The sequence below is a fragment of the Flavobacterium sp. T50_26 genome (genome assembly GCF_057652995.1).
Genome location: NZ_JBYFCC010000020.1, coordinates 71248 through 83962, shown reverse-complemented (window position 1 = coordinate 83962; position 12715 = coordinate 71248). Strand labels below are relative to the sequence as shown.

15 protein-coding genes are annotated in these 12715 nt (G+C 34.1%); 3 read left to right on the top strand and 12 right to left on the bottom strand.

The window, feature by feature from the left end; genetic code table 11:
- Positions 1-592: 592 nt before the first annotated feature.
- On the bottom strand, positions 593-1375 hold the full coding sequence (locus tag AC23MC_RS12515) for a rhomboid family intramembrane serine protease (protein ID WP_487568690.1): 783 nt from the start codon (positions 1373-1375) through the stop codon (positions 593-595).
- Positions 1376-1475: 100 nt separating this feature from the next.
- Here AC23MC_RS12515 and AC23MC_RS12510 point away from each other — a divergent pair, with 100 nt between their 5' ends.
- On the top strand, positions 1476-1727 hold the full coding sequence (locus AC23MC_RS12510) for a hypothetical protein (protein ID WP_248433942.1): 252 nt from the start codon (positions 1476-1478) through the stop codon (positions 1725-1727).
- On the opposite strand, the gene mce is transcribed toward AC23MC_RS12510, so the two are convergent.
- From mce to AC23MC_RS12460, 10 genes are all read right to left on the bottom strand, one after another.
- Positions 1728-2138 (bottom strand): methylmalonyl-CoA epimerase, encoded by a 411-nt coding sequence (mce, locus tag AC23MC_RS12505; protein WP_487568689.1) that lies wholly within the window; start codon positions 2136-2138, stop codon positions 1728-1730.
- 28 nt (positions 2139-2166) lie between these two features.
- On the bottom strand, positions 2167-3060 hold the full coding sequence (locus AC23MC_RS12500; protein ID WP_487568688.1) for a phospholipase A: 894 nt from the start codon (positions 3058-3060) through the stop codon (positions 2167-2169).
- Positions 3061-3146: 86 nt separating this feature from the next.
- Positions 3147-3350 (bottom strand): hypothetical protein, encoded by a 204-nt coding sequence (locus AC23MC_RS12495; RefSeq protein ID WP_291095945.1) that lies wholly within the window; start codon positions 3348-3350, stop codon positions 3147-3149.
- 128 nt (positions 3351-3478) lie between these two features.
- Positions 3479-3775: a thioredoxin gene (trxA, locus tag AC23MC_RS12490; RefSeq protein ID WP_487568687.1), complete on the bottom strand. Its 297-nt coding sequence runs from the start codon at positions 3773-3775 to the stop codon at positions 3479-3481.
- A gap of 9 nt (positions 3776-3784) precedes the next feature.
- Complete coding sequence (locus AC23MC_RS12485) at positions 3785-4147, bottom strand: rhodanese-like domain-containing protein (protein WP_487568686.1); 363 nt, start codon at positions 4145-4147, stop codon at positions 3785-3787.
- 18 nt (positions 4148-4165) lie between these two features.
- Positions 4166-5569 (bottom strand): MBL fold metallo-hydrolase, encoded by a 1404-nt coding sequence (locus AC23MC_RS12480; RefSeq protein WP_487568685.1) that lies wholly within the window; start codon positions 5567-5569, stop codon positions 4166-4168.
- A 125-nt stretch (positions 5570-5694) separates the two neighbouring features.
- On the bottom strand, positions 5695-7110 hold the full coding sequence (locus AC23MC_RS12475; protein ID WP_487568684.1) for an MBL fold metallo-hydrolase: 1416 nt from the start codon (positions 7108-7110) through the stop codon (positions 5695-5697).
- A gap of 57 nt (positions 7111-7167) precedes the next feature.
- On the bottom strand, positions 7168-8145 hold the full coding sequence (locus AC23MC_RS12470) for a YeiH family protein (protein ID WP_487568683.1): 978 nt from the start codon (positions 8143-8145) through the stop codon (positions 7168-7170).
- 7 nt (positions 8146-8152) lie between these two features.
- Positions 8153-8956 (bottom strand): sulfite exporter TauE/SafE family protein, encoded by an 804-nt coding sequence (locus AC23MC_RS12465; RefSeq protein ID WP_487568682.1) that lies wholly within the window; start codon positions 8954-8956, stop codon positions 8153-8155.
- A gap of 64 nt (positions 8957-9020) precedes the next feature.
- The gene (locus AC23MC_RS12460) at positions 9021-9650 is read right to left on the bottom strand and encodes a Crp/Fnr family transcriptional regulator (RefSeq protein ID WP_487568681.1); all 630 of its coding nucleotides are present in this window, start codon (positions 9648-9650) and stop codon (positions 9021-9023) included.
- Positions 9651-9740: 90 nt separating this feature from the next.
- On the opposite strand from AC23MC_RS12460, the gene AC23MC_RS12455 reads away from it, so the two are divergent.
- Entirely contained in the window at positions 9741-10499 is a 759-nt protein-coding gene (locus tag AC23MC_RS12455; RefSeq protein ID WP_487568680.1) for a dienelactone hydrolase family protein, read from the top strand.
- Between the two features lie 39 nt (positions 10500-10538).
- Positions 10539-11561 (top strand): M28 family metallopeptidase, encoded by a 1023-nt coding sequence (locus AC23MC_RS12450; protein ID WP_487568679.1) that lies wholly within the window; start codon positions 10539-10541, stop codon positions 11559-11561.
- 56 nt (positions 11562-11617) lie between these two features.
- Here the strand turns inward: AC23MC_RS12450 and AC23MC_RS12445 are convergent, their stop codons facing one another.
- Complete coding sequence (locus AC23MC_RS12445; RefSeq protein WP_487568678.1) at positions 11618-12601, bottom strand: FKBP-type peptidyl-prolyl cis-trans isomerase; 984 nt, start codon at positions 12599-12601, stop codon at positions 11618-11620.
- Between the last annotated feature and the right edge of the window lie 114 nt (positions 12602-12715).

The following is a 12715-nucleotide window of genomic DNA, read 5'->3' as shown; positions in this document are numbered from 1 at the left end:
GAAAGCACGGAAAACACAGAAAGGGATTGCTACGCAATGGTTGATTGCCACAAAGAAAGTAAGGCACGAAGCTTTTGGAAACTTGTCAAGGGAACGCGGATTGGGGCGGATTTGATAGCTTCGCTAGGATGGATTGGAGCGGATGGGTTGTAGGTTCAAGGAAAATAGTATGAAAACTTTTTTCTCACAGAAAGCACGGAAGACACAGAATAGGATTGCTGCACAATAGTTGGTTTTTGCCACTAAGGAAGTAAGGCACGAAGCTTTTGAATGGTGGGTCTAAGGTTTTGCCTGCTTTGCAGGATATTGCTTCGCCAGTTCGCTATCGCTCGTGTCTTATTTCGACTTCGTCATCTTGCAGAATGACAAAACTGAGGCTGGCACTGATGACTAAAAACTGGGACTGATGACTGAAAACTGCTTTCTAACTACTGCTCCCCTAGCCCCGATTGAAATGGAAAGCCTTGTGAAGGATTGTTGTATTTTTTCTTGGCGAAAAAAAGCGACCAAAGGAAGCTCTTTTTTTGACTTAGAAAAAAACAACAAGGCAAACAAGCTTGGAATGGAAAGCGGGAAATAGCTTTTGGAAAAACTAATCAGAATAATTTTTAAAATGATTGGTGATTTGACGGTTGTTGTAGCGGTTGGCGTTTCTGTTTACGGGAATGTATTGTTGGTTGATGTGTTTCATTTTGGGGTAATAGAAACGGAAATAGATTCCGCTTAAAACTCCAAATAAGAATCCGCCGATGTGGGCAAACCAAGCGACACCGCTTTCTTGAATTGGATTTTGTGAGGCAACATATACATTAAAAAATTGTTGCCCTATCCAAAACAAAAGGAAAAGAAAGGCGGGAACGCTGAAGATTTTGATGATAAAAAGCATTTTGATTTTGGATTTTGGAAACATAACTAAATAGCATCCGAGGCAACCTGCGATGGCTCCGCTTGCTCCTAAACTTGGAATGATTGAGTTTGGTGCGGAAAAAACGTGGGCTAAAGCAGCGGTTAGTCCGGCTAGTAAATAGAATAGTAGAAAACGTTTTCTTCCGACGGTGGATTCGATGTTGTCTGCAAAAATCCAGAGAAAGAGCATGTTTCCTATGAGGTGCATCCATCCGCCGTGCATGAACATGGATGTAAAAAGTGTACTATATATAGGTGTTGGTCCAGGATAATGCGGAACGCCTTGGATGTTGCCGACCAGATCGATTCCTTTTGTTATTTCGTAGGGAACTGTGCTGTAGGAATAGGTGAAAACTTCGTTTGGAATCTGCAGAAAAAAGAATACGGCAATGTTTATTGCAATGAAAACATAACTGAAGATAGGAAATTGTCCGCCTTTGACTTGGTCGTCGCCTATTGGAAAGAGCATATTTGTTTTTTTATCAAATATAAAAAATTGTTTTTTGAACTTTTGAAAAAAATTTCTTTAAAAAAAGTTTTTTGGTATCTTCGTCAAAAATAAAACTAGTTTGAAACTTATTAAATTTTTGGCCTTAGCGGAAAAACAACAATATGAAATTCTTTTTGATAAAGGAGTTGTTGTTGCCGAACGCAATGGGAAACCTGTGATTAAAAAACTCTACAGTTTAAATACTTTTTTTGTAGAGGTTCATTTTCATTTTGGTACGGAAGAAATTCTATTTAAAAAAGTGTTTAAAGAAGGTGAATTATTAGATAGTTATTTGAGTGAATTTAAATTGGTTTTACCAAAAATCAATTGATTATCCGTTTTTATTCTCACAAAGTTCGAGCAAAACGCCATGTGTAGCTTTTGGGTGAAGAAAAGCAATGTCTAATCCTTCTGCTCCTTTTCTGGGTGTTTTGTCGATTAATTGAACGCCTTTTTGGTCTAATTCGTTTAGGTTTTCTTCAATGTTTTTTACTGCGATGGCTAAGTGATGAATTCCTTCGCCTCTTTTTTCTATGAATTTTCCGATTGGTCCGTCGGGATCGGTAGATTCTAACAGTTCTATTTTGGATTGACCTAGCATGAAAAATGCAGTTTTGACCTTTTGTTCTTTTACTTCTTCTATGTTATAACATTTGAGTCCCAGCATGTTTTCCCAAAAAGGGATTGCTTCTTCCAGACTTTTTACGGCGATACCGATGTGTTCGATGTGTGATAAATTCATAAAAGTAGTTTTTAAATTAATTTTAATTTTACCAATTGGCGAATGAGATTCCGATTCCGAGTGTGGTTTGGCTGTGATTGTAATCGACTAACGTTTCGCCGTAACCGTGAAAAAACTGAACGTGTCCACGTAAATGCCCTTTCATTGGGAAAACGTAGTTTAATTGGATGCTTCCGCCTTTGATTCGGTCGAATGGATGTCTGACAATGGTGTAAAACTCATGTCGGTTATACGAATAAGCCGCAGTAATTTCACCATTACCAACGAATTTTGTGATGGTTGGATTTTCATCATCGGTATCTGAGGAACGTATCCACGGATTTAAGGAGACAATCCAATTATCGTTTTCATATCCCAGATGAAAAATTATTCTGTTCCAACTTCTTGACAGCGGAAAATCACGTCCGTTAGATTCATGATTAATTGAAACGCCTGTTGAACGGAAATGACCGCCGAATGCTTTGATTTTTAAAGGATAAACGAAGATTAATTCCGGTTCGTAGTTGAGTTCTCGGAATGCTCGTGATAAATCTTTGTTATAAATTTGCCAATACGCTTTTTGTGTATACGCTAGCCAAATATCTGCTTTTCCCCAAAACAAACCTTGAAGTAATTTGGTTTTGAAACTCAGTTGAAATTTTGCTTCGTAGCGATTGAAATCCTGTGCTTCTGTAGCAGAATATTCAGGATTTTCGCTGTAGGGTTTTTCATTTGGGTTACTTGACCATCGTCCGGCTGAAATATATATAGGTTTATAGGAAACTAAGCGAAATGTACCTTTTTTGTGAATGGAGTCGAGTTCCCATTGTTGTGAATAGGATTTGGAAATAATATCTGTTTGCACCATTGGTTCTTCAAGTGTTTGACTAGTTGAAGTTAACGAAAAACCAAAAAGCAAGCAAAAAAGCTTAAGAAATTTCATAGAGCAATTTTTCTCTAAAGATAGGTATTTTGTATAAAAAAAGTGTCAAATTTCTTTGACACTTTTTTATTAACTTTAAATTATAATTATGATTTAGCTTCTGCTTTTTTAGAAGCACAACATGCTTTTTTCTCACCGGTTGCACAATCTTTTTTCTCTTCTTTTGAGCAAGCAGCTTTTTCAGTTTTAGCTTTATCTTTTTTCTTTTCTTTGTTTTTTGGATCTGTTGCCATAGCATCTGCAGTTACAAAAAACGCGGCTACAACTAATAATGAAACTAATTTTTTCATGATATACGATTTTATGAATTAACGATTTATTATTACAAATATATAATTTATTGCGATACTTTGACAAAAGCCTGCACTTTTTAATGCAATTTTAAGATTTAGACTTATTCTTTAGAAAAAAATCAATCTTACCTATTATTTTGAATTATTTTGACAATTTCTTGTTTAGAAAGAACTCCGGATTGTCGCCAAAGTTGCTTTCCATTTTGAAAAAGCATCATGGTTGGCACACCTCGTACTTGGTATTGAGCTGCTAATGGCTGATTTTTATCAACATCTATTTTGATAATTGAAATATTTTCTCCTAATTCATCTTTCACCTCTTTAAGAATTGGAGCCAACATTTTGCATGGTCCGCACCAAGTGGCAAAAAAATCAACCAACACGGGTTTTGGAGAATTGATAATATCTGTAAAATTTGACATGATAAAAAATTAATTCCAGTTCATATAACCACCTTGTAAATCAATAATTTGCGTGAAACCTAATTCAACCATTTTCTTGGCAGCTGTTTGGCTTCTAGCACCACTTCTGCAATAGATGTAAACGGGTTTAGTTTTATCTAATTTTTGGATTTCGGTTTCAAAATTAGCATCATTTACATTGATATTTTTTGCTCCTTTGATGAACCCATCAGCATATTCTTGTGGCGTTCTAACATCAATGAGTTGAACATTTTCTTTAGTAATAACTGTTTGAAATTCAGATTTTTGAACAACTTTAATTTTAGAATCTTTTTGGGATTGGCAAGAAAATGCAACAAATGCGAATAGAAATATCAAAATTATTTTTTTCATACTGATCATTTTTTAAAATTATAAAGTACTCGGACAAACGTAGGCCGTTCTTTTAATTTCGGTTTGTTTTATAGCAGCGTAACCACCTTTTACATCAATAACATTGTGATAACCTCTCGCTTTTAGAATTGATGCAGCAATCATACTGCGGTATCCGCCGGCACAATGCACATAGAAATCTTTCTCTTTTGGAAATTCGCTTAAATGTTCGTTTAGGAAATCTAATGGAGTTGATGGTACATCTACTATGTGTTCAGAAGCATATTCGCCGGGTTTTCGAACATCAAAAACGGGAACATTTTCTTTGATTTTTTCTTCTAAAACGGTAGCATCAACGGTAGTTACAGTATCATATTCCATTCCGGCTTTTTTCCAAGATTCAAAACCACCTTTTAGAAAACCTACCGTATTATCGTAGCCAACACGGGCTAAGCGGGTTATGGTTTCTTCTTCCCTGTCTTCTGGAGTTACCAACAAAATAGGTTGCTTGTAATCTAAAATTAACGCACCAACCCATGGAGCAAATTGTCCGTCGATACCAATAAATATGGATTTTGGAATATGTCCTTTGGCAAAATCGTCTTGGTGACGAACGTCTAAAATTAGTGCATCCGTATCATTTGCAACCGTTTCAAACACATTTGGTTCAAATGCTTGAGCTTCTTTGATAATGTTTTCTACATTTTCGTAGCCTTCTTTGTTTAATTTAACGTTCATTGGAAAATATGCCGGTGGTGGTAATAATCCATCGGTTACTTCTTTCACAAATTCTTCTTTGGTCATGTCTGCTCGCAAAGCATAATTGCTTGCTTTTTGTTCACCAATGCTGCCAACGGTTTCTTTGCTTAGGTTTTTTCCGCAAGCAGAACCGGCTCCATGTGCAGGATAAACAATTACATCATCGGCTAATGTCATGATTTTGGTGCGAAGGCTTTCATACAATAATCCTGCTAATTGTTCTTGAGTCATATCAGCGGCTTTTTGAGCTAAGTCGGGACGACCTACATCGCCTAAAAACAAAGTGTCTCCACTAAAAATGGCATGATCTTTTCCGTTTTTATCTTTTAATAAATAGGTTGTACTTTCCATCGTATGGCCGGGCGTGTGCAAGGCAGTAATAGTGATTTCGCCTAACTGAAATACTTCGCCATCTTTAGCAATATGAGCTTTAAAACTCGGATTTGCATTAGGTCCGTAAACAATTGGTGCTCCTGTTTTTTCGGCTAACGTAACGTGACCACTCACAAAATCGGCATGAAAATGTGTTTCAAAAATGTATTTTATTTTTCCGTTTACTTTTTCTGCTTTGTCAATATAAGGTTGCACTTCTCGCAATGGATCAATGATGGCAATTTCGCCTTTACTTTCAATAAAATAGGCTCCTTGAGCTAAACATCCGGTATATATTTGTTCTATTTTCATACTTTTTAATTTTGTGTAAAATTATACTTCAACAACCAAAAAAGTTGTAACAATAGTTACAAAGATAAGAAATAAAAAAAGCCTAAATCAATCAATTCAGGCTTTGACAAAAATTTATGATTGTTTTATAATAAGGTGGATGGACAAACAAATTCTGTTGTTGGTATTGACGTTTTCTTGATTTCTGAAAAACCTCCGACAACATCTGAAAAATTTGAAAAACCATTTTGCTTTAAAATAGAAGCGGCTATTATACTTCTATAACCTCCGGCACAATTTAAAACGAATGGTTTATCTGTTGGAAATTCATTTAGACGTTTAGAAATTTCATTTAACGGAATATTGATTGCATCGATTACATGTTCTGCATTGAACTCACTTTTCTTTCTAACGTCTATTAAAAGTTTATTATTATTTTGAATTTCGTGCGGTAATTCTTGAGCAGTTATTCTATTTATTAACTCTATTTTTTTATTTGCATTTAACCAAGCATCAAAACCACCCTCTAAATATCCGATGGCATAATCATATCCAACTCTTGAAAGGCGAATGATGCTTTCTTCTACCTTGCCGGGATAAGTTATGAGAAGAATTTTTTGTTTAATATTATCGATTAATTCTCCCACCCACATGGCAAAATTACTTTCCAATCCGATGTTTAAACTATTTGGAATGAATCCTATTGCAAAATCTTCAGCTCTTCTTGTGTCGAGAATTAGCACATCATGGTTTAGTGATAATTTTTGAAAATCTTCAACAGAAAGAGCTATTTTTCCTCTGTTCATTATAGTATCTAAACTTTCATACCCTTGAATATTCATCAATACATTTTTAGGAAAATAGGCCGGCGGAGTTGTTAAACCAGTCAATAACTCGTTCACAAATTCGTCTTCTGTCATATCAGGTCGAAGAGTATAGTTAGTTTTTTTCTGATTTCCTAAGGTGTCAGTCGTTTCTTTGCTCATCATTTTTCCGCAAGCAGAGCCGGCTCCATGATTAGGATAAACGATTAAATCATCGGAAAGAGGCATGATTTTGTTTCTAAGCGAATGAAAAAGCATTCGAGCCAATTTATCTTGCGTTAAATCTGCAATCACATGTTGAGCCAGATCGGGTCTGCCCACATCACCTATAAAAAGAGTATCACCGGAAATTATTCCATGTTCTTTCCCGTTTTCATCAATTAATAAATAGGTTGTGCTTTCTAGTGTATGTCCGGGCGTATGAATAACTTTAATAGTATAATCACCAACTTTGAACAATTGATTATCTTGTGCTACCACCGCATCAAAACCGGGTTTTGCAGTTGGTCCGTAAACAATTTTTGCTCCTTCTTTTTGGGCTAAATCTAAATGTCCTGAAACAAAATCGGCATGAAAATGCGTTTCAAAAACATACTTAATTTTAGCATTGTCTTTTTTTGCTCGATCAATATAGGGTTGAACTTCACGAAGTGGATCAAAAATGGCTGCTTCACCTTTATTTTCAAGATAATAAGCAGCATGTGCAATACAGCCTGTATAAATTTGTTCTATTTTCATTGTATTAAAAATTTTGATAAAAATAGTCTCCAATAAAAAAATACAAAATGATATTTATCAGTTAATTACAAAGAATATCCCAAGAAGAATCAATATAATTTGAAATAAAAAAATGAGGAAACCGTAGAATAATCCTTTTTTTCCGGATTGAATTAGGGCTGAAAAACTTACTTTCAATCCAATTGCTGTCATTGCGACAGTTAATAATACTTTACCAATTTCTGCAGAAAAATCAATAAAACTTTGTGGAATTTTAAATAATGATACAAAAACAGTTATTAAAATAAAACCCCATAAATACCAAGGTAGCCGAAAATAGCTTTTCCAATTTTTGCCTTTGCTGTCTTGGGTTAAGAAGGAAAAAAAGATTAAACCGGGAGAAAGTAATGCAACCCGAGCTAATTTTATGGTTAAGGCTTGATCTCCAACATCAGGTGAAATGGCAAAAGCTGCTCCGGCTACATTTCCAACAGAATGAAGTGTTCCTCCTAAAAGCAAACTTATTTCTGTGGTTGAAAAAGGAAAAAGTGTTAGAATTAATGGTAAGAAAAGCATTCCTAACGTACCAAATAAGTTAACTACTGCCATAGCAACGCCAACATCTTCTTTATTTTTATTTAAACTTGGAGCTAAAGCGGCAATGGCACTGGAACCACAAATGGCGGTTCCGAACCCAACCATCCAACCAACTGTGCTGGGACAATTCATTTTTTTGGATAAAAAAACACTAAAAATTAGTACTGCAAAAACAACGACTGCAACCAATAAAAAGCTTTGCCAACCAATTTTTCCCATGTAAGAATAATTGATACCAAAGGCTAAAAAAAGTATCGAAAATTCTAAGCCTTTCGATCCTGTAAGACTTATTCCAGGTGAGAATTTTGATGGTAATTTAAAAAAGTTCCCAATTACAATTCCCAATAATAATCCGATTAAAATGCTATTTAAAAAAGGAAATAAAATACTAATTATCAAAGCAAAAGAAGCTATTAAAATAGTAAAAAGGATTCCTGAAAATACGGTTTTAAAAATCATACTACAATTATAATACTAATTCTTTAACTAGGATATAAATTCCCATGAAAAGAACAAACCAGCCAAAACCTGTTTTTAATTTGTTTCCTTCAATTTTTTTGGAGAGGTAAATTCCGATGAAAATTCCAATTATGGAAGCGATTGTGAAATAGGATAACAAAATCCAATCGATTGGCTGATCACTTTTTAAATCGCCTAAAAAACCTAAAAGTGATTTTGCGGCAATAATAAAAAGTGACGTTCCAACAGCTAATTTCATTGGCATTTTGGCAAATAAAACTAAAGCAGGAATGATTAAAAATCCGCCCCCTGCTCCTACTAAACCTGTTAAAACTCCAACCGCTATACCTTCTACTAAAATAAGTGGAAAATTGTATATTAAAGGTAAATTTTCATCAATTTTTACTTTTGAAGGCTTTATCATTGAAACCGATGCCATCATCATAACGATTGCAAACAAAATCATTAAAGCGATAGGTTTGGTTAATATGAACGTTCCAACAGTAAAAATTACATCAGGAATTATTGGAACCAGAAATGCTCTTGTTAAATAAACTGCTGCTATCGAAGGAATTCCGAAAATTAAAACTGTTTTAAAATCAACTTTTTTAAGAAGTGCACTTTTTACTCCGCCAACCAAAGCTGTAGAACCTACAATAAATAGAGAATATGCTGTGGCCAAAACAGGTTCAACAGCCATGATATAAACTAATATTGGAACGGTTAAAATGGAACCGCCGCTACCAATTAACCCCAGTGAAACTCCTACTAGAACGGCAAGCAAATATCCTACTATTTGGGCTGTTTCCATTATTATAATTTTCATCAAAAGTAAAGCTGATAAATCGATTACTTTGTAACTTTTGATACATTATTTATTTCAATAATTCGATTGAAGCTCGATGAAGTCTAATTTTACCTCCGTTTTCTAACGCTTTTAAAAGTCGTGAAACCACCACACGAGAAGTGTGCAAATCATAGGCAATTTCCTGATGTGTAGTATGAATTTCTTTGGAATGATTAATTTTAGATTTGTCGATTAAATAGTTCATCAATCGTTCATCCATGTTCATAAAAGCCAGATTATCAATAGCATTTAGCATTTCTTTTAAACGATTGTTGTAGCTATTAAAAACATAATTTCGCCAACTTTTATATTTCCCCAACCATTCTTCCATTTTGTGCACCGGAATCATGATTACTTTTCCGTTGGTTTCGGCAACAGCACGAATTTCACTTTTTGTTTCGCCCATGCAACAGGCCATGGTCATGGCACACGTATCACCTTTTTCAATAAAATATAGGAGCAATTCGCCTTCATCAAAATCTTCTCTTAAAATTTTGATAGCTCCTTCAATGAGTAATGGCATTTTTTTGATATAGTCGCCAAAATCAATTAAAACATCGCCTTCACTAAAGTCTCTAAGTAAGGAAACTTCTGCTATTTCATCTATTAAATTATCTTCAAAAATAAAACCGTACGTTGTCTTTAAAAGTTCTTTCATTATTATTAATTGAATTTTGAATCATAAAATTACACTAATTATTACATTTTCTTAAAATTAAATAACGAAATTTGAAATAAAAAATTAATTATGAAACAACTATTTGGCTTACTGTTATTTGCACATTTTTCAATGAATGCTCAAATACAATCTGTTGCGTATAAAGACGGAAATCAAAACCTGAACGGATTTTCTTCCAAACCTAAAAAAGCAAATGCTGACAATTCCGGTATTTTGATTTTACCGGCATGGATGGGAATTGATGACCATTCCAAAGAAGTAGCTCAACAACTCGCAGACTTAGGTTATCATACTTTTATTGCTGATATTTATGGTGAAGGAAATTATCCTAAAAATAGCTCTGAAGCCGGTAAACAGGCCGGTAATTATAAAAATAATGTTGCTGATTATCATCGTAGAATTCAATTAGCACTCGACCAACTCATTAAAGCCGGAGCAAATAAAGACAAAATTGTAGTAATTGGCTATTGTTTTGGCGGAACCGGAGCTATAGAAGCCGCTCGTGCCGGATTAAATGTAAAAGGAATTGTTTCATTTCATGGCGGATTGGGCAAAGCGGAAGACAGAATTATAACTGAAATTAAACCAAAAGTTTTAGTGCTTCATGGTGCAGATGATCCGTTTGTATCTGGAAAAGAAATCCTTGCTTTTCAAAAAGAAATGAAAGATGCTATAGCAGATTGGCAAATGATTTATTACTCTGGTGCTGTGCATTCATTCACAAATAAAAAAGCCGGAAACGATAATTCAAAAGGTGCTGCTTATAATGAATTGGCAGACAAACGTTCCTTTGTTCACTTTTTATCTTTCTTGAAAGAAATTTTGTAAACCTACTTTATTATATTTGTCGAAATAATTTGATATAAAATGAAAAAAATAATCCTGAGTTCTTTTGTATTGGGATTTTTATTAGCGGGATGTTCTTCTAATAAAAATAGTGCTAAAGAAATTTCACCTGAAAAGTATTTAACCGAAATTAAAGCCGAAAATTTAAGCAAACACCTTTATATTGTTGCTTCTGATGAAATGGAAGGTCGAGATACCGGAACGCCCGGACAGAAAAAAGCCGGCGAATACTTGATTAATCAATACAAAGCGATGGGAATTTCTTTTCCAAAAGGAGCTACCACATTTTATCAACCAATTCCGTCTGAATTTTTCAAAAAACAATTTAGTCCAAAATTAGGTGATTCAGAAAACATTTGGGCTTTTGTAGAAGGTTCTGAAAAACCGGATGAAATTTTAGTTATTTCGGCTCATTATGATCATGTTGGAATGAAAAACGGCGAGGTTTATAATGGTGCAGATGATGATGGTTCAGGAACAGTTGCATTATTAGAAATTGCTTCTGCTTTTCAAAAAGCTAAAAAAGAAGGTAATGGTCCGAAACGTTCTATTTTGTTCTTACATGTAACTGGTGAAGAGCATGGTTTACATGGATCTCGTTTTTATGCTGAAAACCCTTTGTTTCCAATTGCCAATACCATTGCCAACATCAACATTGACATGATTGGAAGAAGAGGCTACGGAAAAGAAGACAACAATAATTATGTGTATGTAATTGGTTCAGATCGTTTGAGTACCGATTTGCACCGTATTTCTGAAGAAGCAAATACGAAGTATATTGGGATGGAATTGGATTATAAATACAATGATTTAAACGATCCAAATCGATTTTATTATCGTTCTGACCATTATAACTTTGCGAAAAAAGGAATTCCTGCAATATTTTATTTTAATGGAGTTCATGATGATTATCACAAAGCGACCGATACACCTGATAAAATTGATTATCCTTTGCTTGCCAAAAGAGCTCAATTGGCATTTGCAGTAGCTTGGGAATTAGCTAATGCTGATGAAAGACCGAAAGTTGATAAGGATGGAAAATAACCAAAACTTGTAAAGCAAAAAAAAACGTCCCATTTAGTGTGAGACGTTTTTTTTTATTATTGACAAGCTGAATTTAAATGTTTTCTAGTTCTAGTAGGAGTAACTTGGTCTCCAGAACAATCCGGAATATCACTAAAAGGATAATATTGTTGTGGATTTGTTCCAGGTATTTTAATTTCATTTCTAGTTAATACACCATCACCATCATCATCAGAATCTAAAAAGTCTGGAATTCCATCATTATCCGAATCTTGGTTGAAATATTCTAAATCAGTGTCTCCTGGCGGGTTATAATATTCGTCTTTAGATAAAATCTTATCACGATCATGATCATTGTAACGCAAACTTTTTAATGTAATTTGAAAAACCAAATTCTCATAAGCAGAAATATATAACCCTCTTGAATTATTATAATAGGCTAAACCGGAAGGAATAAAAACTACACAATTACCAAAATTTGAATAGGATACCGATCCGTCTCCATTAACAGTGGTGGTTTCAGGAGTTTTCATTAAGGGTAAAACTTGTCTAAAACCGGCAATAAATTCTGCAGTACTCGATGGAAATGAAGTCCAAACGGGATTTGAAGTTCTGTCAAACTCTTGGTTTTCTAATGTCCAACCTCTATAATCCACAAAAGAAGAATCTATTGTAGTTGGGCGTTGTCCTCCACCCTCGTTTAACAAGATATAGTATATTTTATAATCTACAGGATCTTCAATTCTACCACCTTTTAAATAAGATACACGAGTATCATTTTTTCTAGTAATTGAATCTATAGGATAATCTGTTTGGTCTTTTATAGAAACTTGAGTTAGAGGATCAGTTATTTTTGCAAAAGTAACATTCATATCCGCATCAACAACCATATAATGAGTTTTAATATATTTTTGAATAGAATCTATATCATCTTCATATTGAACTGTTCTGTCTTTAGGAGGAATAATTGTTCCGCCATTATCATCATCATCTTTACATGAAAAAATTATTGCAGACAACACTGCGATCAGTAAAACATTTTTAAATCTTTTTAATAGCATTTCTTTATAAAATTTATTGTTTAGGTTTAGTATAATATTATCTTAAAATAAGTGTCGCAAGATACAATTTTGATTTATTTTTGTATAATAATTAACGAAGAATTCTGAAAAAAG

Coding starts and splice junctions, on each gene's coding strand:
- AC23MC_RS12515 (WP_487568690.1), bottom strand. CDS start 1,375: ATGCTCTTTCCAATAGGCGACGACCAAGTCAAAGGCGGACAATTTCCT.
- mce (WP_487568689.1), bottom strand. CDS start 2,138: ATGAATTTATCACACATCGAACACATCGGTATCGCCGTAAAAAGTCTG.
- AC23MC_RS12500 (WP_487568688.1), bottom strand. CDS start 3,060: ATGAAATTTCTTAAGCTTTTTTGCTTGCTTTTTGGTTTTTCGTTAACT.
- AC23MC_RS12495 (WP_291095945.1), bottom strand. CDS start 3,350: ATGAAAAAATTAGTTTCATTATTAGTTGTAGCCGCGTTTTTTGTAACT.
- trxA (WP_487568687.1), bottom strand. CDS start 3,775: ATGTCAAATTTTACAGATATTATCAATTCTCCAAAACCCGTGTTGGTT.
- AC23MC_RS12485 (WP_487568686.1), bottom strand. CDS start 4,147: ATGAAAAAAATAATTTTGATATTTCTATTCGCATTTGTTGCATTTTCT.
- AC23MC_RS12480 (WP_487568685.1), bottom strand. CDS start 5,569: ATGAAAATAGAACAAATATATACCGGATGTTTAGCTCAAGGAGCCTAT.
- AC23MC_RS12475 (WP_487568684.1), bottom strand. CDS start 7,110: ATGAAAATAGAACAAATTTATACAGGCTGTATTGCACATGCTGCTTAT.
- AC23MC_RS12470 (WP_487568683.1), bottom strand. CDS start 8,145: ATGATTTTTAAAACCGTATTTTCAGGAATCCTTTTTACTATTTTAATA.
- AC23MC_RS12465 (WP_487568682.1), bottom strand. CDS start 8,956: ATGGAAACAGCCCAAATAGTAGGATATTTGCTTGCCGTTCTAGTAGGA.
- AC23MC_RS12460 (WP_487568681.1), bottom strand. CDS start 9,650: ATGAAAGAACTTTTAAAGACAACGTACGGTTTTATTTTTGAAGATAAT.
- AC23MC_RS12455 (WP_487568680.1), top strand. CDS start 9,741: ATGAAACAACTATTTGGCTTACTGTTATTTGCACATTTTTCAATGAAT.
- AC23MC_RS12450 (WP_487568679.1), top strand. CDS start 10,539: ATGAAAAAAATAATCCTGAGTTCTTTTGTATTGGGATTTTTATTAGCG.
- AC23MC_RS12445 (WP_487568678.1), bottom strand. CDS start 12,601: ATGCTATTAAAAAGATTTAAAAATGTTTTACTGATCGCAGTGTTGTCT.